The organism is Mesoterricola silvestris (genome assembly GCF_030295405.1).
GTDB classification, from domain to species: domain Bacteria; phylum Acidobacteriota; class Holophagae; order Holophagales; family Holophagaceae; genus Mesoterricola; species Mesoterricola silvestris.
In genome coordinates this window covers 4217559-4241358 of the sequence record NZ_AP027080.1, presented here as the reverse complement: position 1 = coordinate 4241358, position 23800 = coordinate 4217559, and the positions used below count along the sequence as shown (strand labels likewise).

The following is a 23800-nucleotide window of genomic DNA, read 5'->3' as shown; positions in this document are numbered from 1 at the left end:
CGGCCCGTTCCTGGGAACGCTGTCGCTACTGGTTGGCTTCGGCCGGCGCTTCCGCCTCGGGAGCGGCCTCGGCCACGGGGGCCGCCACTTCCTTCTTGGCGTACTTGCGGTTGAACTTCTCCACCCGGCCGGCGGTGTCCATGAGCTTCTGCTTGCCGGTGAAGAAGGGGTGGCAGGCCGCGCACACTTCCACGCGGAGCTCCTTCTTGGTGGAGCGGGTCATGAACTCATTGCCGCACGCGCAATGGACGTTCACGTCGAAGAGCTGGGGATGGATCTTGTCCTTCATCGAGGCCTCCTGGAACCGACCGGATGCCATGACGGCACGCGGCTTGTTCACGCACAAGGAAGAAAGTGTAGCCCGTATGCCCTTGGAACTCAAGCCGAAATCACTGGGGAGCCAGCAGCCAGCGCCCCGAAAGGAGCCGCTTGAGCTGGAGGGCGAGCAGCACCGCCAGGGCCAGGGTGAAATTGAAGCTCAGTTCCAGCAGCCAGCTGTACGGGTGCCGGTGGGTGAAGACGAAGGTGTAGGCCAGGTAGTCCAGGACGGTGAAACCCAGGGTTTCCAGGATCGCCTGCCAGGCCGGCCGGGGTTCCGAGTGGCGCTCCAGCATGTAGCCCGTGAAGGCCCCGTACAGCAAGCGGCTGGAATTGAAGCCCCGCAGGCTGGTGAAGCCCATGGGAATGGCCATGAGGGTGCCGAAGAGGAGGGAGGTGAGGATCCGGGTCTGGGTGCCCAGGCGCTGCCAGCGCCGGCGCACCAGCAGGATGCCCGCGCCCACCGCCAGGCCGTGGGCCATGCAGAAGGCCAGGCTCAGGTGCCAGGGCCACCCGCCCTGGAGGTAGAGGTAGCCGCCCGTGGCCAGGCCCAGGAGGCCCCCGGCCAGCAGGGAGGTTTCGCTGCGGTGGGTGGCGTCCGTGCCCTCGCCGTTGCTCAGCTCGGAGGCCAGCTCCCGGGGCGGTTCCTTCTCGGCCAGGAGTTCGGCCATCTGGGATTCCGTCCGGATCCCCCGGGCTTCGGCCTCGTCCTGGAGATGCGCTTCCAGTTCGCGGATGATCAGGCGCCGCCTTCCGGAGGTGAGCCCCCCCAGTCCCCTCTCCACTTCGGAGAGGTAGGCGCCCAGCGCCAGGTTCACGGCCGGGGCCCCACGAAGCCGTCCACCATGGCCACGAACTGCCCCCACTCCTGCTTCTTGGCGGCCAGGAAGGAGGCGCCGGCGGGCTGGATGGCGTAGTAGCGGCGGTCCCGGCCGTTGGGCTGGGTCTGCCAGTACGAGGTGATGAACTCCGCCGCCTCCAGCTTGTGGAGGGCCGGGTAGAGCGCACCCTCCTTGAGGGTGTAGCTGCCATCGGTCCGTTGCTTGACCGTCTCGATGATCTGGTAGCCGTACATCGGGCCGTCCGTGAGAAGAGACAGCAGAAGGAGCGGCGTGCTCCCCTTTAGCAGTTCACGGTCCATAGCGCCTCCCGTTTAGTGATCAGTTTACCTCGCAAGCTGATGTCGTCAACGCGCGGCCGAAATTAGTTTAATAAAAATTTATAAATCGTTCAAGCTCTCATAGCCTCCGTTACGGGAATGCGGCTGGCGCGCCAGGCGGGGAGGAACCCCCCCGCCACGCCCATGAGGACGCTGAAGCCCACCCCCTGGGCCATGAGGTCCGGGGTCACGGCGAAGGCGTAGCTCACGTCGGACCAGGTGTTCATGTTCACCGTGCCGGTGCGGATGCCGTTGAAGAGCAGGGACAGGAAGGCCCCCGCCAGGCCCCCCAGGGCCGTGAGGAGGATGGCCTCCCACTGGAAGCTGGCCAGGATCTCCCGGCGCCGGAAGCCCAGGGCCCGCAGGGTGCCGATCTCGGGGGTGCGGCCGGCTACGGTGGCGTACATCGTGTTCATGGCCGCGAAGACCGCGCCCACCGTGAGGATCAGGGTGATGATCTGGCCCAGCACCTGCATGGGCCGGCCCGCGTCGCCCAGGTCGGCGAAGTAGGCGGGTTCGGGCTTGGCCTCCAGCTTGAGGCGCACGTCCTTCTCCATGTCCTGGATGAAGGCGGGCACGTCGGCGGCGCTGCGCAGGCGCACCGCCATGGAGGAATCGTTGCCGTACCGCTTGAAGGCCTGGCGCAGGTCGCCCACGTCGGTCCAGATCTCCGAATCGAAGACGCTGCCGTCCCCGTCGAAGACCCCCACCACCTTCCAGGCGCGCCCGGCCATGTCGAAGGTGCGGCCCAGCTCCACGCCGGTGTAGCGGTTGAGCATCTTCTGGGGGACGACGGCCTCGGAAAGCCCGGTGTTGAACCAGCGTCCCCGGAGCATCCGCACCTGGCTGCGCATGCGGATCCCCGCGGGGGTGGTGCCCCGCACCGTCACGGACATGGCGCCGGACCCGTCGGCCAGGGCGACCTGCTTGCTGACGATGATGTCCTCGGTGGCCAGGGGCCCCACCTCGTCCCGGGCGATGAGGGGGTGGGTGAGGATGAGCCGGGCCTGGGCCAGGCTCACGGAGCTCATCATCTCCACCCGCGCGTTCTGGCGCATGATGACCACCTGGTCCTCGCGGCCGCTGCGCACGTAGGCCCGGGAGACCCCCTGGGCCATGGACAGGACCACCACGAAGACCATCACGACGATGGCGATGGCCCCCACCGTGGAGAGGGTGCCCGCCCAGCGCTGCCAGATGGAGCGCCAGTTGTAGGTCAGGGGCAGGGGATGGAAGGCCGCGGCCCACACCAGCCACAGCAGGTACGGGGCGAGGGGGACGAAGAACCACCAGATCACAGGGCCCTCAAGCCTTCGGTGATGGGCCTGCGGCTGGCGCGGTAGGCCGGGATGAACGTGGAGAGCAGCCCCAGGGCCAGGGTGATCAGGACGCAGAGCAGCAGGGTCTCGGGGGTGATGATGAAGTCGGCCATCCAGGGCAGTATCTGGCCGGCCACCTTCGCCGCGGCCGAGGCCGCGGCCATGGCCATGCCGATGCCCAGCCCGCTGCCCAGGAGCGAGAGCAGGAGGCCCTCGGCCATGAGCAGGGAGAGGATCTGCCCCGAGCGGAAGCCCAGGGCCCGCATGGTCGATATCTGGGTGGTGCGCTCCCGGATGGCCATGGCCATGGTGTTGGCCGTGACGATGAGGATGGCCACCAGCACGGCGGCGGAAATGGTGTGCACCATGGTGGAGTAGTCCCCCAGCATCTTGATCATGTTCAGGTTGAACGCGTTCTCGGTGATGGAGAGCGTCTCCTGGGCGCTGTTGGCGAAGTGGTGGTCGATGCGCTCGCAGAGCTTGGGGATGTCGGCGGGGTTCCGGGCGCGCACGGTGAAGGCGCCCACGCGGCCCTTCATCCAGGGCACGGCCTCCTGCAGCTGCTTGATGTTGAAGGCCAGGAACATCTCGTCGGACTTGCGCAGGCCCGTGAAGATGATGCGGATGTTGAGGCGCAGGGTGAGGTTGAAGATGGGGCTCTTCAGGGGCACCACGTCGCCCACCTTCCAGCCATACTTGTCGGCCAGGGTCCGGCCCACGATGCACCCGTTGCCGTCCCGAAGGAAGTCCCGCACCTGGTCCCGGGGGATGGCGGGGAGGTTGGCCTCCTCCCGGTACACCTCGAGGTAGGATTCCGGGTCCACTGCGAAATTGGCGAAGAAGTTCCGGGGGTCCTTGTACTCGCCCCCGAACCACTGGAAGGCGGTGAAGCGCTCGATCTCCGGCTGCTGGCGCAGGAAATTGGCGTAGGCCTGGGGGATCACGTTGGTGAAGGAGGCCTTGTCCTGCACCACCAGCCGCGTGCCGCTGCCGGTGGAGGTGGTGAGGGAATCCATGGTGCCCAGGAGGCTCTGGAGGATCGCGATGAGGAAGACCGAGACCGACAGGCTCAGCACCGTGAGGAAGGTCCTCCGCTTGGAGCGGAACAGGGAGCGCAGGACCAGGGTGAGGAACTTCAAGGCAGGAGGCGGGGCAGGGTGGGCCGGTCATGCACTTCCACGGTGCGGTCCAGCACGCCCTTCTCCAGGTGGATCTGGAAGCGCGCGTGGCTGGCGGCCTTGGGGTCGTGGGTGACCAGCACGATGGTTTTGCCCAGTTCCTGGTTCAGGTGCTCCAGGAGGATGAGGGCCTCCTCGGCGTTCTTCGCGTCCAGGGCCCCGGTGGGCTCGTCGGCCACGATGAGCTCGGGGTCGTGGACGATGGCCCGGGCGATGGCCACGCGCTGCTCCTGGCCCCCGGAGAGCTGGCGGGGGTAGTTGTGCATGCGGTCCGAGAGGTTGACCAGGGACAGGGCGCGCAGCACCCGTTCGCGGCGCTCCGCCCGCCCCAGGTCCTGGAGGAGCAGGGGCAGCTCCACGTTCTCGTAGGCGTTGAGCACCGGCACCAGGTTGTAGTTCTGGAAGATGAAGCCCACGTTCCGGCTGCGCCACCCGGCCAGGTCGTCGTCGTTCAGCCCGTTGAGGGCGTGGCCGCACACCTCCAGCTCCCCGCCCGAAGGCCGGTCGATGCCGGCGATGAGGTTGAGGAGCGTGGTCTTGCCCGAGCCGCTGGGCCCCATGAGGGCGTAGTAGCCCCCCCGGGGGATCTCCAGGTCGATGCCCGTGAGGACGGGGATCTCGAGGGGCCCCCGCCAGTAGCTCTTGGCCAGGCCCCGGAGCCTGACGGTCACGTCGTCCATTTCAGCGCTCCCGGGGAATCACGCGCTTGCCCTCCTCCAGCTTGATTTCCTGGGGCACCACCAGGAGCTGGAGATCGGCGGGGATGCCCTTGGCCATGAAGCCCACGGGGTTCTCCTCCCCCAGTTCCACGGGGCGCAGCGCGGCGCGGCCGGCTTGCAGGGTCCACACGAAGGGCTTGCCCTGCCGGCGCACGATCTGCTCCCTGCCCAGGAAGATCGTCTGGGCCGCGAAGGGCTCGCCCATGAAGGTGATCTTGGCGCCCATGTCGGGCACGAGGATGGGGTGCTTGTCCACCAGGGCGACCCGCACCAGGACGGTGGCCTTCTGGCGGTTGGAGGAGGGGTAGATCTCCCGGAGGGTGCCCCGCAGGGGCTTGGCCCCGGGCTCGGCGTCCAGGGCGTCCACGCGGATCTCCGCGGGCATGCCCTTGCGCAGGCGGGGCAGGCCGGTCTCGTTCACTTCCACCTCCAGCTCCAGGCTGTCGAAGTCCGCCAGCACGGCCACGGCGTTGATGGCGTTGGCGCCGCCGGCGCTGCCCGGGCTCACGGTCTCGCCCACCTCCGACAGCTTCTGGGTGACGGTGCCCGTGAAGGGCGCGCGCAGCACCATGTTCTCCAGCAGCGCGTCCTGGTAGGCCAGCTGGGCCTTGAGGGTGAGGCAGGCGGTGCGAAGCTTGTCCAGGGAGGCCCGGTCCAGCACCCCGTCCTTGGCCAGGGCCTCGCCCCGGTCCCGGTCCAGGATGGCCTGGCCCAGCTGGGCCTCCACCTGGTCGCGGGTGGCCTGCAGATCCGGCGCCTCCAGGCGGGCGATCACCTGCCCCTTGGTGACGCGGCTCCCCTCCTCCACGCCCAGCCACTGGATCCGCCCGGGCACCTTGGCCGAAAGGGTGGCCCGGTGCCGGGCCACCAGGTAGCCGCTGGCCGTGAGCACCGGATTCCGCTCACCCGCCGCATACACCGTGGGCACGGTCACCGCCAGCTTCAGCGGCGCGTTGCGGGCCGCGGCGATGCCGAAGACCACCGCCACCGCCAGGCAGCCCAGGAGCAGCCAGCCCCAGGGGAAGCGTTTCTTGAACACCGGCCTCGTCATGGAAACTCCAACATGGCAAGAGTCCAGGAAACACCGAAAGCATTAGTAATTCAAGGGGCTGGTGGGAATTTAACGCAGGTTTCTGGGCCGGCTCACCCAGGGGGTGCCCGCCTCCGCGAAGCGCCAGGGCCGGTCCCGGTCCGCGGGCGACGCGAAATCCACGCCCACCCGGGGGCCGGCGAGGATGGCGGCGGCCGGGGATCCCGCCCGCAACTCCAGGCCGCCGGGTTCGTGGAAGCGCGTGCCGGTGAAGGCCAGATCCACCCCAAGCGCCTGGGCCACCTTGCCGGGTCCCGTGAGGAGGGCGGGGCCCTGCACGTGGCGCCGGCGCTCCAGGACCAGGTCCAGGCCCGTCACGGGTTCGCAGCTGCGGATGAGCACGGCTTCGGCCCGGTCCGGGGGGCCGGTGACGACATTGAGCATGTGGTGCATGCCGTAGCAGAAGTAGACGTAGGCGCAGCCCCCGGCCTCCCACATGGGGGCGTTGCGGGGGGTGCGCCCGGAGCGGGCGTGGCTGGCGGAGTCCTGGGGGCCGCCGTAGGCCTCCACCTCCGTGATGCGCAGCGTCACCGGCCCCAGGCACAGGTGCCTGCCGAGCAGGTCCCGGGCCACCACGTCCACCGGGCGCAGGTAGAAGGCGGCGGGGATCAGGCTCCCAGGGCGTGGCATCGGCGGCCCCGCACGTAGGTGGCGCGGATCATGGCGGGGTCGGACCGGTACAGGAGCCGGGAGAGCATCTCCTCCGCGGGTTCCACGGCGCGGGAGGCGGCGGGGTCCACGCGCCGGGGGTCCACGACGATGAAGTCCGCGTCCTTGCCGGGGTCCAGGCTGCCGGTTTCGGCCTCCAGGCCCAGGGCGCGGGCGCCGTGGAGGGTGGCCAGGTGGAAGGCCTCCACGGGCGTGACGGGATCGTCCTGGTCCAGGTCCAGGGCCAAAGCGATGCGGGTGCGCAGTTCGCCGTCCAGCCCCTCGACGCCGTCCAGGCGAAGCCCCTGGAGGCGCTGCAGGGCCCAGCGGGTCTTGGAGGCATTGCAGGCCGCGGCCATCTCGCCCCACATGTCCAGCTTCGGCCCGCCCCCCACGTCCGTGGCCAGGCCCACCGAGAGCCCCTCGGAAAGCCAGCGGCGCAGGGGCATGATGCCGCTCTTGATGAATTCGTTGGAGCGGGGGCAGTGGACGATGGTGGCGCCGGATTCCCGGATGACCTCCCGCTCGGAGCGGGAGAGGTGGATGCCGTGGCCCAGGAGGGTCCGGGGCCCCAGCATGCCCGCGGCGGCGTAGACGGCGGTGTAGTCCGCGGCCTCCGGGAACAGCTCCCGCACCCGCTCGATCTCGCCCACGCTCTCGCTGATGTGGGTCTGGATGTAGGCGCCGTGGCGCTGGGCGGCCCGGGCCAGCCCCGCCATGAGCTCCCCGGAGCACACCGGCGCGAAGCGGGGCGTGAAGGCGTAGCGCAGGCGCCCGCCGTCGCGCCCGTGCCAGGTTTCGCACAGCTCCTCGCTCTGGCGCAGGGAAGCCCCGGTGTCCTCCAGGAGCGCTTCGGGGGCATGCATGTCCATCATCACCTTGCCCAGCACCGCCCGGATCCCGCAGCGTTCGGCCTCCCGGAAGGCGCGGTCCGCGGCCTCCGGGTGCACCGTGAGGTAGGCCACCGACGTGGTGGTGCCCAGGGCCAGCTGGCTGCGGAAATAATCCCGGGCCGCCCGGGCCGCCACTTCGGAATCCCGGAACCGGGCCTCCGCGGGGAAGATGTGGGTCTCCAGCCAGGGCATCAGCTCCAGCCCGTCCAGGGCCACGCACTCGAACTGGGGAAGGTGGGAATGCAGGTCGATGAGCCCGGGCAGGATCCAGTGGGGACGCAGGTCCATCACCTCGGCGCCCGGGTGGGCCGCCTCCAGGGCCTCGAAGGCCCCCGCATCGACGATCCGCCCGGCCTCGTCCACGAGGAGGCCCCCGTCTGCGAATTCCTTCAGGCGCGCAGAGCCATCTGGGCTCAAGAGGTGAGCGCGGTAGAGCACGTGGGTATCTCCGGAAGAATGGTCGACGGTCGAGTCGACGCAAAACATCGGGACGATATCACGGATCGGCCGGAATGGCCAGCCCGTCAGTGTTCGTGGGCCCCCCGGATGTAGCCCAGGGCCCGGTCCGTGTTGCCGTCCATCACCACCTCCAGGTGGCAGCCCGGGAAGACCTGCTCCACGTCGATCACCCGCACCGCCTTCTCCAGGCGCGTGTGCTCGGGCAGGAGCTGGGTGAGGACGCTGGGGCTGTTGGTGAGGAACTCCTCGTTGAAGAGGTTGCCCTCGTCGTCGGGGTAGAGGGCGAGGTAGTGGATCTTGGCCTCCACCAGGTCCTGGAAGAAATGGGTGCCGAAGGAGAGGTCGGGGACGTAGTTGCCCTTCTTGCGGGCGATCTCCACCAGCAGGGAGGTGTTGTTGATGCCCGAATAGGTGATGCCCACCCCCAGGGTCACGTCGCCGCGGCTGCCCCAGCGCCCGGGGCCCATGAGGATGAACTTCCGGCGGGGCAGGATGCCGTTGAGGCGGTTGACGGCGTCCGCGATGGAAACCAGGTCCGCCAGGTCGGGGATCTTGCGGTACTCCTCGGGGTCCACGTAGACGATGTACCGGATGCCGGGGACGTATCCGTTGGTGATGAACTTGGAGGCGGAGAAGATCTTGTGGTCGAAGGCCACCTTGGTGGGCATCTGCATGAGGCCCTCCTCCTCCATGCGGCTCTGGGGGCGGCACTGCAGGAGGTAGAGGTTGTCGCCGTCGTGGGCGAACTCCATGTCCACGGCGGTGCCCAGGGCCTCCTGGAGGATGGCCAGGATGGCGCGGATCTGGGGCACGAAGTCCGTGCGCTCCACCAGGCCCGAGAAGGTCACCACCAGGTCGTCCTTGTCGGCGCTGACCATGCCCTTCATGGGCTTCTTCAGGAAGCCGTCCTCCAGCACCGACACGATCTGCTCCAGGAGCGGGTAGTCGTCGCCGGCCTCCTTCAGGATGTCCTCCACGGCCAGCGTCTCGAAGCGGCCCGTCTCCAGGTTGATGACGTCCATGTGGCTCTGGGCGTAGTGGGTCACCTGCTCGGGGGTGACGTTCACGCGGATCTTGGGCTGGCCGGGGCTCAGCATGAAGGGGAAGTCGCTGCCCAGGCGGTCCACGGCCCGGGTGCCCAGCCCCGCCACCATGCGCACGATGCCGTCCTCGCGCCGGAGGCGCGGGCTCCAGCGGTACTCGTTGTGGCTGAAGGCCACCCCCGCGAAGGCCGGGAAGAAGTACTTGCCCACGCGGCGCCCCACCACCTTCTGGATGATGATGCCCATCTCCTCCACGAAATCCAGGAGGCCGCGCTCGGCCCGGTACTGGATGGGGTCGGGCCCGAAGACCGAGGCGTACACCTCGCACACCGCGTCCATGAGGGCCTCCAGCCGGTCCTCGCGGCTGCCGACGTTGGCCAGGAAGAGGCTGCGGTACTTCCCGGAGAAGGCCATGCCCTCGCTGTCCTCCAGCAGGCTGGAGGAGCGCACGATGAGCGGCCCCTCCCCCAGGTCGTCCATGGCGAACTGGATCTGCTGGTACATTTCGGGCGAGAAGAAGGAGTTCTTGAAGGCCTGCTCCAGGTAGGGGAAGGTCTGGCGCACCTCCTCCACCGGGCTGAACTTGAGGCTCCACAGGTCCTCGAGGCTGTTGTGGCGCAGGAAGTTGTAGATGCCGTCCGAGGTGATGTACCAGGTCTTGGGCGTCTTCACGGAATCCACCAGGGCGTTGCCCCCGGCCTTGCGCTTGAGGATGCGCGCCCCCAGGATGAGGCCCGCGGCCTTGCCGCCCAGCTTGCCGTTGCCCTGGGCGGGGCCCACCACGTGGTTGAGGATCTTGCCGAAGTCGTAGACGGTGAGGTGGCGCTTGGCGATGCCGATGAACTTGAGGTTCTCCGTGAGGAAGCGCCGGATGAGGGCCACCCGCACGTTCTGGTCGTCCTGGCTGGCCAGGGCGGGGATCTCCTCGTTGGTCTCGCGGCAGAAGCGGTCCACGATCTCGGTGATCTCCACCAGGGGGATGTCCCGCTTCTCCGTGGCGATGGCCAGGAAGCCCAGCTTGTCCTGGCGCATCCACTGCTTGAGGAGGGCCGTGAGGTCCTCGTCCTCGAACACGATGGATGCGATGTCCTCGATCTCCTGGAAGGTCTTGACCATGGTGGCCATGTCCCGCTTGGGCAGCGGGGCGTTGGAGCCGTGGGAGGAAGCCTCCCCCGTGGCGTAGATGGCCGGGTCGAACACCGCGATGAGCTTCTGCACGCCGGGCACGCCCACCTTGGTGGCATGGTTCATGAGCCGCCGGATCAGCCGGTGATGCAGGGCCGGATCGATCTCCTTGAGCAGGTCCAGGATGTAGCGCCACTCCGGCTTCTGCGCGGGGGCCGGGGGCGCCGGGGCCGGCACCAGCTCGCCGCTGTGCTGGGCGATTCGCACCTCCGCCAGCTGCCCCAGCTTCTGGGCCGTGAGGTCCACGAGCTTCTTCTGGTCCAGGTGGAAGGGGTTGCCCGGCGCCCGGGAGGAGCGGTTCTCCAGGTAGACCACCTCCACCTCGCCCAGGGTCTCCCCCCGCACCACGATGGGCGCCCGGAGCGTCCAGGGACTGGGCGTGAAGCCCTTGGTCTCGAAGCACTCCCCCCAGAAGTGGATGCGCGCCTGGCACACCTCCTCGTACTTGAACCCCTTGGGCAGGGCCTCCGCCACCACCTGGAGGATCTGGGTGAGGGAGAGGTCCTCCCGGGCCAGGAGCGCCGCGATGGCGAAGATCGCCTGGAGTTCCCTGGACTGGCCGAAGTTCTTGTCGCTCATATGGTTTGAATTCCCTGGAAGTTCGTGGCAGTCCGGGCCCCGCGCGCGGCTTTGCCCCCATGTTAGCGGCCCGCGGGACGAACCGTGATTGGAATAACGGAAAATTCATAGTTGCATTAAGCAGGGATGCGGGTTTACTGTTCTTCCTCCATCCGCCATTCGGGAAAGCCCGGCCCTTCCGCCGGTGCCTGCGGACAACCTCCAGGAGCCTTCATGCCCCTTCGTACCGGTATGCCCCATACCCTTCCCCTTCGCCTGGGAGGCCTCGCCGCACAGGTCGGCCTTCCTCTCCTCCTGGCCTGCGCGGGCCACCTCGACAATGAACTCTTAAAAAAGGACCGGCCCTCGCGGGCCGGTCCCTTTTTTACTGTTCTACGTTATCGGACTACACCCAGCCGCGCAGGTGGGAGGCTTCGGCCACGCGCTTGATGCTGATCATGTAGGCGGCGTCGCGCATGTAGACCTTCTTCTCGCGGGCCAGGGCGGAGACGGCCTTGAAGCCGTTGGTCATCTTCTGGTCGAGCTTGGTGAGGACTTCTTCCTTCTCCCAGAAGTAGTTCATGTTGCACTGCACCTGCTCGAAGTAGGAGCAGGTCACGCCGCCGGCGTTGCAGAGGAAGTCGGGGATCATGAAGATGCCCTTCTGCTGGATGACGGCGTCGGCTTCGGGGGTGGTGGGGCCGTTGGCGCCCTCGGCGATGAGCTTGACGGAGGGGCGGATCTTGGAGACGTTCTCGCCGTTGATCATGTTCTCCTGGGCCGCGGGGATCAGGACGGTGACGTCCTGCTCGATCCAGGCGCCGCCATCCAGCTGCTCCCAGCCGTAGGCCTTGGCCTTGGCGGGGTCGATGGTGCCGAACTTGTCGATGGAGGCCATGAGCTTGTCGAAGGCGATGCCGTCCTTGCAGCGGTAGGTGTAGGGCACCTTGTCGGTGTTGTCCCAGCAGGAGATGGCGATGACCTTGCCGCCGTACTTGGTGAAGAGGTCGAGGGAGTACTGGGCCACGTTGCCGGCGCCCTGGATGGCGGCGGTGGCGCCCTTGATGTCCAGGCCCAGCTCCTTCATGGCTTCGCGCACGGTGTAGATCACGCCGTAGCCGGTGGCTTCGGTGCGGCCCAGGGAGCCGCCCATGCCCACGGGCTTGCCGGTGATCATGCCGGGGAACCGGCCGCCGTTCAGGATTTCGTACTCGTCCATCATCCACAGCATGTGCTGGCCGTGGGTCATGACGTCAGGGGCGGGGACGTCCTGCAGGGGGCCGACGTTGCGGGAGACCTGGCGGACCCAGCCGCGGCAGATCTGTTCCTGCTCGCGGTCGGACAGCTCGCGGGGATCGCAGATCACGCCGCCCTTGCCGCCGCCCAGGGGGATGTCCACCACGGCGGTCTTCCAGGTCATCCAGGTGGCCAGGGCGCGCACGGTGTCGATGGTCTCGTGGGGGTGGAAGCGGATGCCGCCCTTCGCGGGGCCGCGGGCGTCGCTGTGCTGCACGCGGAAGCCCTTGAAGACCTTGACGCGGCCGTCATCCATGCGGACGGGGATGTTGAAGTGGAACTCGCGGGCGGGGGTGCGCAGGAAGTCGCGGGTTCCCTGGTCCAGGCCCAGCTTCTCGGCCACGGCATCGAACTGCTTCTGGGCCATTTCGAACGGGTTGAAGGCTTTCTCAGCCATAAGACGACTCCTTAGGAGAGTGTGTTGGTTTCCGTGCCTGCCCCGCAGGCCCATGGTTCCTAGGCGTGACAGCCTAACGCAGTGACTATAGCTCCCTTGTCAGGGGTTGATAGGGGGTGGGGGGAAGTTCGTGACTTTAGGCACTGGAGGCCCGTACACACTGAGGGCCCGCTGCCCGGGACCGTCATGGTCCTGTGACAAACGGGCCCCCGGGAAGGACCTACTTGGCGGGCGGGACGGCCTTGGCCAGGGCCTTGGGCTGCACGAGGTAGTGGATGTAGATGATGCCGTAGGTCTTGTCGGCCTTCTGACGGGCGGTGAGCTCGATGATGGGCTTGCCCTGGAAGCCGAGGACCATGGCGGTCTCGAGGCTGTTCTTGGGGTTGGGCGTGGCCTTCATGAGCGCCACTTCGCTCCAGAGCTCGGCGGGCACGCCCTTGAGGAGGCGGTAGATGCCGGCGTTGTACATGGGGCGGAGCAGGGGCCCGTTCATGGTGGCGAAGGCCTTGGGGTTCTCCTTCTCGCCGGGGAGCTTGTCCACCTTGAGGAGGTCGACGCCCTGCATGGCGTCGGGGAGGCTGGGGATCTGCTTGGCGGAGAGCTTGTCCATGGCGGCCTGCATCCCGGCCATGCTGACGCCGGGGGCGAGGTAGCCCAGGGTCACGGCTTCATCGGCGCCCAGGGCCTTGATCTCCTCGGCGGTGAGGGTCAGGTCCATCTGGCCCGCGTGGTTGTGGAACCACCAGGCGTTGCCGTAGAGGCCGGCGAGGTCCTGGGGCGCGATCACCGGGATATCCGCGAAGTCCTTGCGCACGGCGATGTACTTCAGGTGGGCCAGCAGCTCATGGGGTTCCTTCGCCGCCATGGGGGCGGTCTTGGGAATGGTGTCGGCGGGCTTGGAATCACATCCCACGATGAGCGCCATGCCTGCGATTGCGGGGATCCAGACGTTTTTCAGAAACATGAAACCTCCAAATGGAACTGGTAGATTATGGGAGGTATCGATCCTCTTTTCCAGCGGGATTCCTTTGTATCCGATCCGACTCATAGCCATTGGAAAACCGAAGGGCGGGCCCCTGCGGGAACTGGAGCAGCACTACCGGACCCTGCTGAAGGCCTACGCCCGCCTGGATGTGGAGGAATTGGCGGAGGGGCGCGGCGACCCCGCCCGCCAGCTCAAGGACGAGGCGGAGCGCCTCCGCGCCCAGCTCCTGACGGCCCGGTGCCCGGTGCTCCTGAGCGCGGAGGGCCCCCCGCGCACTTCGGAGGGCTTCGCCCGGTGGCTGGGCACCCGCATGGACCGGGGGGAGAGCCTGGCCTTCGCCATCGGCTCCAGCCACGGCTTCGACCCCGCCCTCAAGGGCGAGATCAAGGAGCACCTGAGCCTGGGCCCCATGACCTTCCCCCACGACCTGAGCCGGGTGCTGTTCCTGGAGCAGCTCTACCGGGCCTTCTCCATTCTCAAGGGCACCCCCTATCACAAATAAGCGGGCCCCGGACCGTATGCCTGTTGATTCATGCAGTATTCATGAGAATAAAGATTCTGAATGCCTAATATAAATTGAAGGGTTCAACGGTGCGGAATGGCTCCGCCACTGCATTCAAGGGCGATTTCAAAAAGCAAGCCAAACCATCGGAAAAAAAAATTATTGTGAGCAAGGGAACTTTTCAGGAATTAGGTTTACGTTGAGACACGGTCCGGCGCATGCCGCTTTTTTACCATTAAGGACCATAAAATCTGTTTTCAAATGACCGAGGCCGGGAATGGAACCCCAATAATATCGGGCCGAAATCGCCCCGATCCTCAATGACATAGCAAATCTGTCGGGTTTTTCTTTCCTTGCGGGCCCCTGGGGGACTCCGTAGCATTTCTCAAAACAGATCTTCGGACCCAGCCATCTGGTTTTCCGATACCCAATTTGCTGCTTTCGAAACACGTCGTTCCATCTTCAGTGGAGGAGGTCCTCAATGCGCACGCGATCCCTGGTCAAAGCGACCGCATCGTTGCGGCGAATTGCGGGTGGAGGTCATTCATGAGACAGCACACCCCCGTGGCCCTGCTCGCCGCCCTGGTTTCCGCCACGGCCTTCGCCCAGGACATCAACGTCTACAGCACCACCCTGGCCCAGAGCTGGAAGCAGGACACCCCCAACTTCGACAAGGCGACCCTCCTGCCGGTCACCGAGTTCCTGGGTATCGACGCCACCAAGCTGGGCACGGACGCCCTGTCCCTGCACCTCTACGGCTGGGGCCGCACCGACCTGAAGGATCAGTCCTCCATCGGCGGCAAGAACTCCGGCGACCTCACCTACGGCTACCTGCAGTACAGCTTCGACCGCGCCAACGCCGAGATCAAGGCGGGCCGGATCGTGGTGAACCAGGGCATCGGCAACGAGATGGTGGACGGCGTATCCATGCGCACGGATCTCCGGGGCGGATTCACGATTTCCGCATTCGGCGGCCAGCCCGTCATCTTCAAGAACCTCAGCAGCCTGCCCCAGTTGCAGCCCGCCTACCAGCGGGACTTCATCGTGGGCACCCGCCTGGGCTGGCGCATGGCCAAGCTGGGCGAGATCGGCGTCTCCTACCTGCAGGACGGCACCACCGCCGCCAAGGACCTGCCCATCCCCGAGCCCGTGGACTACACCCGCCGCCAGGTGGGCGCCGACATCACCCTGGCGCCCGCGGCCTTCCTGGATTTCAGCGGCCGCACGGTGTTCGATGTGGCCAAGCACCCCGACGCGCTGCCCGGCCAGGACCGTTCCAATATCGCCGAGCACGACTACAAGGCCACCGGGAAGATCCTGGACAACCTGTCCGTCACGGGCACCTACCTCCAGCGCAACTTCTACGCCTACTACGCCGGCACGACCCTGCCCAGCCTCTTCAACCAGAACGAGAAGGGCAAGTTCAGCTCCAACGGGCTCTCCGTTTCCTGGAGCCCCCTTTCGATCCTGAACCTGGTGGCCGATGTGCGCACCACCAAGCGCGAAACCTACGGCAACACCACCCGGGCCGGCCTGGACGGGCGCCTCACCTTCGCGGCCCAGCACCTGGTGCTGGGGGGCGGCTACCACAAGGTCAACGCCTTCAAGGTCCAGCTCGTGGATTCCCTGACGCCCGCCTACAGCGTCTCCCACAGCGAGATCCGCGGGTGGGCGATGTACGAGAAGGGCAACTTCTCCGCCAGCCTCGACGCCATCCGCCTCCACTACGGCGGCGCCTACGGCGACCCCAACCTCAACCACAAGGCCATCGAATCCGAGATCGTGGGCTCCGCCGGCTACCAGATCGCCAAGAACTTCAAGCTCTCCGGCGACCTGAGCTTCGCGGACACCCCCCTCTACAAGAAGCAGGTGATGGGGCTCCTCCGGGCCGATTTCCGCTTCGGCTTCGCGGGTAAAGGAGGCAAGTGATGTTCAAGAAATTCGCCCTCATCGCGGCGGGCCTGGGCCTCGGGCTCCTCACCGCCTGCGCCCTGGTCTCGCCCGAAGCCAGCTTCGCGCGCACCCACCCCCAGGAGCTGAGCACCGGGCGCCCCACCTGCTCCGAGTGCCACGGCACCGAGCGGGTGAAGAGCACCCAGAAGACCTTCGCCTCCCTGGACCACACCACCACCTTCGTGAAGGACCACAAGGTCCAGGCCACCCAGGACGGCGCCACCTGCGCCTCCTGCCACGCCCAGTCCTTCTGCTCCGACTGCCACGGTGGCAAGACCGCCATGCTGCCCTCCGCCAAGCTGGGCAACCGGCCCGACCGCATCTCGCCGCACCGCACGGGCTACCTGACCCTGCACCGCATCGACGGGAAGGTGGATCCCACGGGCTGCTTCAAGTGCCATGGCCGCGCCAACAACGAAAAGTGCACCGCTTGCCACAAGTAGGGGTCTGATCATGAACAAACGATTGATTGCAGGGACCTTCTTCGCGGCACTGGCGGCACTGGCCATCGTGGGCTGCTCCAGCACGGCCGCGGACAAGGCGGCGACGCTGAACCCCACCACCGGCGCCCATCCCGCCAACTGGCAGACCACCCACTGGGCCGAGTACCTCAAGAACCCCGACGGCTGCAAGCCCTGCCACGGCTCCACCACCGACACGGCGGCGGCCGGCGGCACCTCCGGCGTCAGCTGCTTCGGATGCCACCACCCCAACGGTCCCCACCACCCCGCCGGCTGGGCGGATCCCGCGCAGCACGGACGCCTGGGCGCCCAGGGCGCCCCCAACGGCGCCACCTACTTCCAGGGCAAGGGCTTCGCCTCCTGCACCCCCTGCCACGGGTCGGACTACACCAGCCCCGTGGGCATCACCCCCTCCTGCACCTCCTGCCACACCAAGGCTCCGCATCCCTCCAAGCCCTGGCAGAGCGGGCTCTCCCCCCTCAACCCCAACCATGACAAGACCGATTACGCCAATGCCTCCGAATGCGTGAAGTGCCATGCCCTCGGCGCGAATTCGGACATCACCCCCCAGCCCCCCGCCCCCGCGGGGACGACACCCGGCTGCTTCAACGGAACGCTCTGCCACACCACGAAGTTCTAACTTCCAGACGGACACCGCGCCGTTTTGAACCAACCGATCTGTCAGACCACCACGGGAGGTGCACGACTTGAAAATCCTTGAAGGACAACCCCATCCGTACCCAATGCAGGTCCTTTCACTCAACGCCAATGCTAATAAAAGGAGGAAGTAGCATGGAAATGAAACCTCTCAAGAGGTTGGGCACCCTGGTCGCCACCGCGGCCATCGCCCTCGCCCTCATCGGCTGTCGCGGCGCGACGGGAGCCGCCGGCGCCAATGGCACCAACGGCACCAACGGCACCAACGGCACCAACGGGACCAACGGCACCAATGGCACCAACGGCACCAACGGCCTCGGCCCCCAGGTGAACGCGGCCAACCTGACCCCCACCGAATGGAGTGATCTGACCCTCCAGGGCAGCATCACCGGCGCCGCCGTCACCAACGGCAAGCCCGTCATCAACTTCAAGGTGACCGACCAGAACGGCACGCCGGTGGTGGGCCTCGGCTTCACCTCCAAGTCGTCCACGGCCCTGGCCGCCAGCTACCCCAACTTCGGCTTCACCATCGCCAAGCTGGTGCCCGGCACCGCCGGTTCCCCCAGCTACTGGGTGAACTACGTGGTCACCACGATGCCCACCACCACCACGGCCGCCGTGCCCGGCAAGCCCAGCACGGACAACACCGGCACCCTCGTGGACAACGGCGACGGCAGCTACGTCTACACCTTCTACCGGGACATCACCCAGGTTCAGGCTTTCCTGGATGGCTACACCTACACCGGCAACAACAAGCGCGCGGACCTGGGCGACGTGACCTTCGACGGCACCCTCACCCACCGCGTCGCCATCCAGATCGGCGGCAACGCCCGCGGCACCAGCACCAACACCGCCACCGGCGCCGACAGCGGCGTCCCCGCCGCGCCCATCCAGGTGGCCGCGAACCTGGTGTACGATTTCGTTCCCTCCACCGGCAAGGCCGTGGCGGCCACCGACCAGCAGCGCGTGGTGACCTCCCTGGGCGCCTGCAACGCCTGCCACACGCGCCTCACGGTGCACGGCGGCAACCGCTTCGACCCCAACTACTGCGTGATCTGCCACACCGATCAGCGCAAGTACACCTACGCGGAGGCCTCCTCCACGGTCGTCCCCGCCACCGCCACCACGCCCCAGCACCTCAAGTTCTCGGGCAGCACCATGAAGGTCCGTGGCCTGAGCATCGCCAACTTCCCCGCGTTCATCCACGCCCTCCACATGGGCGAAGGGCTGACCAACGAGAACTACAACTACGCCAACGTCATGTTCAACGAAGTCGCCTACCCCATGGACCAGCGGAACTGCGTGCAGTGCCACAGCGCCTCCACCGGCGCGGCCCAGGGCGACAACTGGAACACCGTGCCCAGCCGTCTGGCCTGCGGCGCCTGCCATGACCAGATCGACTTCGCCAACGGCATCAACCACGCCGCCCTGGCTGACGATTCCCAGTGCACCCAGTGCCACACCCCCGGCGGCATCAAGATCAACCACACCCCCGTCGTGGCCCCCAACCCCAACAACGGCTTCCTGCCCGCGCCTCCTGCCGGTCAGCCCGCCCGCAACAACAACACCAACGCCTCGTACGTCGCCGGCTACACCAACAACCTGCCCGCCGGCGCCTACATCCCCACCTGGGACCTGAAGACGGTCACCCTGAACGCCTCCATGCAGCCCCAGTTCGTCTTCCGCTTCATGCTGGACATGCGTGACGGCAACGGTCCCAAGCCCCAGGTCTTCCAGACCTACGCCGCCGGCACCGTCACCGAGATGCTCCCCAACTTCGTGGGCGGCCCCAGCATCTACATGGCCTTCGCCATCCCCCAGGACGGCATCAGCACCCCCGCGGACTACAACGCCACGGTCAACACCTACCTGAAGAACGTCTGGAACGGCACCGCCACCGGCACCGGCGCGGGCACCCTCACGGGCCCCGACGGCAGCGGCTACTACACCCTGACCATGACGGGCGTCAAGATCCCCGCCTCCGCCACCATGATCACCGGCGGCATCGGCTACACCTACGGTGTGCCCAACACCCAGCCCCTGACCCAGACCAACGTCACCGGCTACGCCTACAACACCGACGGCAACCGCCAGGGCGGCCTCTCCGTTCCCGCCCCCAACGCCTGGAAGATGGCCGTGAACACGGTCACCCCCACCGCGAACATCACCTCCGACATGGTCAAGCCCCGCCGCGCGATCGTCACGAACGCCAAGTGCAACGCCTGCCATGCCGCCCTCGGCATCTTCACCGAGAAGGTCTACCACGCCGGTCAGCGCAACGACGCCCCCACCTGCACCTTCTGCCACAACCCCAACAAGACCAATACCAACGGTTGGGCTGTGAACATCAAGGACGCCGTCCACGCCATCCACGCCGCCGACAAGCGCACCAACAAGTTCAGCTGGGAAGTGGGTGCCGGCGACTACTACTGGAACGTGACCTACCCCGCGATCCTGAACAACTGCGAAGCCTGCCACGTGCCCGGCTCCTATGACTTCGGTGGCACGAACAACGCCGCCGCCATCCCCAACCTGCTCTACTCCACCGCCGCCGTGGGCACCATGCCCGCCAGCACCCCCGCCATCCTCGTCGGCGACGGTGTTGCCGAGACCCTGCCCGGCAGCTACTACTCCCCCTTCGTGGCCCCCAACGCCGTCTACGGCTCCGGGTTCTCCACGAGCTTCACCGCGGCCAAGGTCGACGCCGGCACCTTCTCCACCGCCGCCGCCGGCACCACCCTCGTGACCTCCCCCGTGACGGCCGCCTGCTGGTCCTGCCACGACAGCAACACCGCCACGGCCCACATGATCGCCAATGGTGGTTCGGTCTACGAGCCCCGCAGCACCGCGCTGGCCAAGTTCGAACAGTGCACGCTCTGCCACGCCGCCGGCAAGACCGCCGACGTCCGGGTCGTCCACATGAACTTCAAGTAGCGTCCAAGCCGGGGCAGGGCCCGCCCTGCCCCGGTGCTTCGTCCTGAATGCTAAGATGGCCCGGGCGCCCCAAGGCTCCCGGGCCATTTCGCTATCCCGGAGGTTCCGAATGATTCGCAGCACCCTGAAGACCGCCCTCGCGGCCCTGCTCATCCTGGGGGCCGGTTCGCTCCTGCGGGCCCAGGAGGACGAGATTCCGCCCCCGGCCAAGCCCCGGGCGGCCCGGCCCCACCCCAAGAAGAAACTCGCCAAGCCCGTGGGCAAGCAGGTGGACATCAACGCCGCCAGCGCCAAGGAACTCCAGACCCTGCCGGGCATCACCCCCGAGCTGGCCGCCAAGATCATCGCCGGCCGGCCCTACGTCACCAAGTCGCACCTGGTGGAGAAGAACGCCATCTCCATGGGCCTCTACCAGTCCATCCGGCGCCAGGTGTTCGTCAAGCAGCAGATGAAGAACGCCCCCAAGGGCAAGTGAACAGCCCAAGGCCCCGCGCGGATTCCGCGCGGGGCCTTGGAATGGATTCCCGCCTACTTCTTCCCGGCGGCCAGTTCCCGGTGCTGCTGCATGTCCAGGATCTGCAGGTCCCGGATGGTCACGTGGGTCATGGAGGCGTCCATGTGGGCCTTGACCTCGTTCCAGGCCTTGTGGAGGGGGCAGGGGTTGTCCTCGTTGTCGCAGTGGGCGAAGCCCATGACGCAGCCGCTCATGGTCTCGATGCCTTCCAGGGCCTCCACCACTTCGCCCACGGTGACGTGGTGGGCGGGGCGCGCCAGCCGGAAGCCCCCGCGGGGGCCCCGCACGGAGTGCAGGATGCCCTCCTGGGCCAGGGACTGGAGGATCTTGGCCAGGTAGGGGCCGGGGAGATCCAGGAGCGTGGCCAGATCCTTGGCCAGACTGTAGGTGCCATCCTCCGGCATCGCTGCCAGAGCTCTGAGTGCGTAGCCGGTTGCCGTCGAGAAGAGCATCGCGTATCCCTGTTTAATAAAGGATAGGCTTGTCTTCTTAAAAAACAAATGGATTAATGGGCGTTAGGCGGTGGGTTTCCGGCTGAGGGTGGTGCCCCTCACCTGTAAAATACCCTCGTCCTGCAACGTTCTCAGGCTCCGGGAGAGGGTTTCCGGGGTCATGCCCAATTGAGCCGCCAGGGTCTTTTTTGTGACGGGCAGCACGAAGGACCCGCCGGCGGGAACATGTTCCCGGATCCAGGTACGCAGGCGGTCCGAACTGTCGGAACCGGTGAGCTGCTCCACCTTGCGGGTGAGCTTGCGGAGCCACACGGACTGGGCGTGGATGATGGCCAGGGCCAGGTCCGGATCCTCCCGCATGGCGGCCAGGAACGGGGCCTTGGGGAAGTGGAAGACCCGGGACGGCTTCACGGCCGTGGCGGTGGCGGGGAAGGCTTCGCCCCCGAACATGGCGGCCTCGGCGAAGCTGTTGACCGGGGTGATGACGGCCAGGGTGGGGTGGGCGCCGGGGGTGTCCCCGCTGCGGGTGAGCTGGATGGCGCCCTCCACCAGGACGTAGAACCCCGTGCAGGGCTCGTTCTCCAGGAAGAGCATGCCTTCGGGGTCCAGGATCCGCGAGGTGGCCAGGCGACCTACCCGTTCGCGCTGGGCGGGTTGCAGGGTTCGGAAGAGGGGGGCGGCGGACCAGGGCGGGATCATGGAACCAGGATAATCCGGGGGGTCAATTCAGTCTTGGATCTCTTTTATTCCAGGCGGCCAGCACGAAGGCGAGGGTCAGCAGGGCCAGGATTCCCGGGGCCAGCCAGGGGTGCCGGGCGGGGGTGGCGATGGGCCGCCACACCAGGTGGAGGCTCCGGGAGGCCTCGGTCATGGGCTGCCCCCACAGCTCCCAGGACCCGTCGGCCCGGAAGAGGCCGGACTTGCCCGTGAGGGTGGCCCGCAGCAGGGGCAGGCCCGCCTCCACGGCCCGCAGGCGGATCTGCACGGCGTGGAGGTCGGTGGCGACGCTGCGGTCGAACCATCCGTCGTTGGTGAGGTTGGCCAGCAGGTCGCCCCCGGCCAGGGCGAGGCCGTCGGCCACGCGCTGCTCGAGGAGGGCCTCGCTGCAGATGAGGGGGTGCACGGTGAGGGGGCCCTGGGGGGTGGGGAAGCGGAAGCTGGAACCGGGGCCCAGGACGCCCGCCTCGGCGGAATAGAAGTCCAGGTGGCGGTCCAGGAAATCCCGCACCGGGGGCGGGCCGGGCATGCGCTCCCCGAAGGGCATGGGCACGACCTTGGCCTGGATGAAGCTGGGCTGGCCCGCGGCCTCGCCCCGGACCAGGTTGAAGCGCCCGCCCTCGGTGCCGTAGAGCCAGGCCACGCCCCGGTCCTGGGCCTCCCGGGAGAGGCGCCCGCCCGGGGCGCGGTCGTCCCGGCCCAGCACGGAGCTTTCGGGCCAGAGCACCAGGGTGGCGAAGCCCGGGCGGGGCAGGCCGGCCCGGCGCAGCTCGGCGTCGGTGCGCCTCCACATGTCCGCTTCCATGCCGGGCATGCGCTCGCCGGGCGGGTAATTGGGCTGGATCATCACCACGTCCAGGGCCCGCTGGGGGCCCCGGGGCAGGTAGTGCCAGGCGGCGTCCAGGGAACCCAGGAGAAGGAGGAGGAGGGCGGGGCCGGCGAGGATCCGGCGGGGGCCGGCGCCCCGGGCCGCCTGGAACCCCGTCCAGGCCCCCAGGCCCCACAGGAGGGCCACCAGCCCCTGGGCCCCCAGGAAGGCGGCGCTGCGGGCCATCCAGGGCACGGCGCCCAGGGGGGAGGCGTAGCTCAGGTCGTAGATGTGGAAGGCCCAGGTCTGCCACAGGGCCATGCCCAGGCCCGCGGCCAGGGCCCCGGCCAGGGGGCGGCGCCCCCAGGCCCAGCGGGCCAGGGCGGCCACCGCCAGGATGCCCAGGGCTTCGTACGCGAAAAAGAGCAGGCCCACCCCCAGGGCCGCGGCCATGGGCATGGGGGCCTTGGAGTGCATGACCTCGGGCACCCAGTGGAAGCCCCCGGCGGTGCCCGCCAGGAGGCCCAGGTACGCCCAGCCCAGGCGCCGGCCCCGGGCCAGGGCGGCGAAGAGGAGCGCCGGCAGGAGGAAGGCGGCGCAGGCTTCAAGGTAACCCCGGCCCGAGGCCATGGGGAAGCGGTTGGCGGCCAGGTAGGCCAGGGCGATGAGGAGGGCGTCCTTCATCGGCCCAGGCCCGCCCGGCGGGCGGTCTCGAAGCAGGCGATGCCCGCGGCCACCGCCGCGTTGAGGCTCTCCACGCCGCGGATGGGGATGGCCACCCGGGTGATGCCCTCGGGGAGTTCCGCGCCGTCGAACCCGTGGCCTTCGTTGCCCACCAGGATGCGCACCCGGCCCGCCAGGGGGGCCCGCTCCAGGGGCAGGGCGCCGGGGGCGCCGTCCAGGGCGATCCAGGCCCCTTCGTCCAGGTCCAGGATCTCCCGCCGGCGCATGGGCAGGAGGAAGGCGGCGCCCATGCCGCCCCGCAGGGCCCGGGGGGCGAAGGGGTCGGCGCAGCCCGGACCCAGGATGGCCTCCTGGAAGCCGAAGGCGGCGGCGCTGCGGAGGATGGCCCCCAGGTTGCCGGGGTCCTGGATGCCCCAGGGGACGATGACCCGGGAGGGCAGGGGGCCCTCGGGGGCGGGTTCCAGGGCGGCCAGGAGGGCGTGGTCCGGGGGGCTGCCGGCCTCGGCCAGGTCCCGCATGAGGGTCTCGCCCAGCACGAAGGTCTCCACCTTCAGGGAAGGCTCCAGGGGATGGGGCCGGGCCCCCTCCAGGCGCAGCCAGGTGACGGGGCGGAGCCGGGCGGATTCGGGGCCCTGGGCCCAGGCTTCGATGAGCTTGGCGCCCAGCAGAAGGGTGTGGGTGCGGCGGGCCCCTCCGGCCGAAGGGAGGCTCCGGAGGGCCTTGAACCTGGGATTGGCCCGGCTTGTGATCAGGTTCTCTTTTTCCATGCCTTAAAGCCTAGCCGGAAGGAATCCATAGGACACTTCAAAGGAACAAGGCAGAATCATACCCATCGTCCCATTTTCGTGCCGGGCACTTACGGCCAATCGAA

Annotated in this window: 21 protein-coding genes and 1 pseudogene; 6 read left to right on the top strand and 16 right to left on the bottom strand. The window is 67.7% G+C overall.

Features of this window, described 5'->3' with window-relative positions; all coding sequences use genetic code 11:
• Positions 1-100: 100 nt before the first annotated feature.
• The 12 genes and pseudogenes from rpmE to R2J76_RS18125 form a co-directional block, all read right to left on the bottom strand.
• Positions 101-289: pseudogene (rpmE, locus tag R2J76_RS18180) on the bottom strand (50S ribosomal protein L31); the annotation flags it as partial.
• A 100-nt stretch (positions 290-389) separates the two neighbouring features.
• Complete coding sequence (locus R2J76_RS18175) at positions 390-1136, bottom strand: hypothetical protein (RefSeq protein ID WP_316413070.1); 747 nt, start codon at positions 1134-1136, stop codon at positions 390-392.
• Entirely contained in the window at positions 1133-1459 is a 327-nt protein-coding gene (locus R2J76_RS18170; protein WP_306599005.1) for a PadR family transcriptional regulator, read from the bottom strand. Before R2J76_RS18170 ends, R2J76_RS18175 begins: the two co-directional genes overlap by 4 nt.
• A gap of 89 nt (positions 1460-1548) precedes the next feature.
• Positions 1549-2775, bottom strand: a complete 1227-nt coding sequence (locus R2J76_RS18165; protein ID WP_316413068.1) for an ABC transporter permease — start codon at positions 2773-2775, stop codon at positions 1549-1551.
• Positions 2772-3935 carry an ABC transporter permease gene (locus R2J76_RS18160; RefSeq protein WP_316413067.1) on the bottom strand — a complete coding sequence of 388 codons (1164 nt, stop codon included), beginning with the start codon at positions 3933-3935 and terminating at the stop codon, positions 2772-2774. The genes R2J76_RS18165 and R2J76_RS18160 overlap by 4 nt, the downstream gene beginning before the upstream one ends.
• Positions 3932-4654: an ABC transporter ATP-binding protein gene (locus tag R2J76_RS18155; protein ID WP_316413066.1), complete on the bottom strand. Its 723-nt coding sequence runs from the start codon at positions 4652-4654 to the stop codon at positions 3932-3934. Before R2J76_RS18155 ends, R2J76_RS18160 begins: the two co-directional genes overlap by 4 nt.
• A gap of 1 nt (position 4655) precedes the next feature.
• Complete coding sequence (locus R2J76_RS18150; RefSeq protein WP_316413065.1) at positions 4656-5744, bottom strand: efflux RND transporter periplasmic adaptor subunit; 1089 nt, start codon at positions 5742-5744, stop codon at positions 4656-4658.
• A gap of 69 nt (positions 5745-5813) precedes the next feature.
• The gene (locus R2J76_RS18145) at positions 5814-6413 is read right to left on the bottom strand and encodes a DNA-3-methyladenine glycosylase (protein ID WP_316413064.1); all 600 of its coding nucleotides are present in this window, start codon (positions 6411-6413) and stop codon (positions 5814-5816) included.
• Complete coding sequence (gene guaD / locus R2J76_RS18140) at positions 6392-7762, bottom strand: guanine deaminase (protein WP_316413063.1); 1371 nt, start codon at positions 7760-7762, stop codon at positions 6392-6394. Before guaD ends, R2J76_RS18145 begins: the two co-directional genes overlap by 22 nt.
• 86 nt (positions 7763-7848) lie before the next feature.
• A complete protein-coding gene (locus R2J76_RS18135) occupies positions 7849-10590 on the bottom strand; it encodes a PEP/pyruvate-binding domain-containing protein (protein ID WP_316413062.1) in 2742 nt (913 codons plus the stop codon).
• Positions 10591-10975: 385 nt separating this feature from the next.
• The gene (locus tag R2J76_RS18130; RefSeq protein ID WP_316413061.1) at positions 10976-12262 is read right to left on the bottom strand and encodes a Glu/Leu/Phe/Val family dehydrogenase; all 1287 of its coding nucleotides are present in this window, start codon (positions 12260-12262) and stop codon (positions 10976-10978) included.
• Positions 12263-12482: 220 nt separating this feature from the next.
• Complete coding sequence (locus R2J76_RS18125) at positions 12483-13226, bottom strand: hypothetical protein (protein WP_316413060.1); 744 nt, start codon at positions 13224-13226, stop codon at positions 12483-12485.
• A 64-nt stretch (positions 13227-13290) separates the two neighbouring features.
• Here R2J76_RS18125 and R2J76_RS18120 point away from each other — a divergent pair, with 64 nt between their 5' ends.
• From R2J76_RS18120 to R2J76_RS18095, 6 genes are all read left to right on the top strand, one after another.
• Complete coding sequence (locus R2J76_RS18120) at positions 13291-13749, top strand: 23S rRNA (pseudouridine(1915)-N(3))-methyltransferase RlmH (protein ID WP_316413059.1); 459 nt, start codon at positions 13291-13293, stop codon at positions 13747-13749.
• A gap of 546 nt (positions 13750-14295) precedes the next feature.
• A complete protein-coding gene (locus R2J76_RS18115; protein ID WP_316413058.1) occupies positions 14296-15678 on the top strand; it encodes a hypothetical protein in 1383 nt (460 codons plus the stop codon).
• Positions 15678-16145 carry a hypothetical protein gene (locus tag R2J76_RS18110; protein WP_316413057.1) on the top strand — a complete coding sequence of 156 codons (468 nt, stop codon included), beginning with the start codon at positions 15678-15680 and terminating at the stop codon, positions 16143-16145. Before R2J76_RS18115 ends, R2J76_RS18110 begins: the two co-directional genes overlap by 1 nt.
• A 10-nt stretch (positions 16146-16155) precedes the next feature.
• Complete coding sequence (locus R2J76_RS18105) at positions 16156-16803, top strand: hypothetical protein (protein ID WP_316413056.1); 648 nt, start codon at positions 16156-16158, stop codon at positions 16801-16803.
• Between the two features lie 152 nt (positions 16804-16955).
• Complete coding sequence (locus tag R2J76_RS18100) at positions 16956-19754, top strand: OmcA/MtrC family decaheme c-type cytochrome (protein WP_316413055.1); 2799 nt, start codon at positions 16956-16958, stop codon at positions 19752-19754.
• A 109-nt stretch (positions 19755-19863) separates the two neighbouring features.
• A complete protein-coding gene (locus R2J76_RS18095) occupies positions 19864-20229 on the top strand; it encodes a ComEA family DNA-binding protein (RefSeq protein WP_316413054.1) in 366 nt (121 codons plus the stop codon).
• A gap of 53 nt (positions 20230-20282) precedes the next feature.
• Here the strand turns inward: R2J76_RS18095 and R2J76_RS18090 are convergent, their stop codons facing one another.
• From R2J76_RS18090 to R2J76_RS18075, 4 genes are all read right to left on the bottom strand, one after another.
• Entirely contained in the window at positions 20283-20720 is a 438-nt protein-coding gene (locus tag R2J76_RS18090) for an RrF2 family transcriptional regulator (RefSeq protein WP_316413053.1), read from the bottom strand.
• A 63-nt stretch (positions 20721-20783) separates the two neighbouring features.
• Positions 20784-21419, bottom strand: coding sequence for a Crp/Fnr family transcriptional regulator (locus R2J76_RS18085; RefSeq protein WP_316413052.1), 636 nt, complete (start codon positions 21417-21419; stop codon positions 20784-20786).
• 22 nt (positions 21420-21441) lie between these two features.
• On the bottom strand, positions 21442-22929 hold the full coding sequence (locus tag R2J76_RS18080; protein WP_316413050.1) for a nitrilase-related carbon-nitrogen hydrolase: 1488 nt from the start codon (positions 22927-22929) through the stop codon (positions 21442-21444).
• Positions 22926-23696 (bottom strand): TrmH family RNA methyltransferase, encoded by a 771-nt coding sequence (locus R2J76_RS18075; RefSeq protein WP_316413049.1) that lies wholly within the window; start codon positions 23694-23696, stop codon positions 22926-22928. Before R2J76_RS18075 ends, R2J76_RS18080 begins: the two co-directional genes overlap by 4 nt.
• Positions 23697-23800 lie beyond the last annotated feature (104 nt).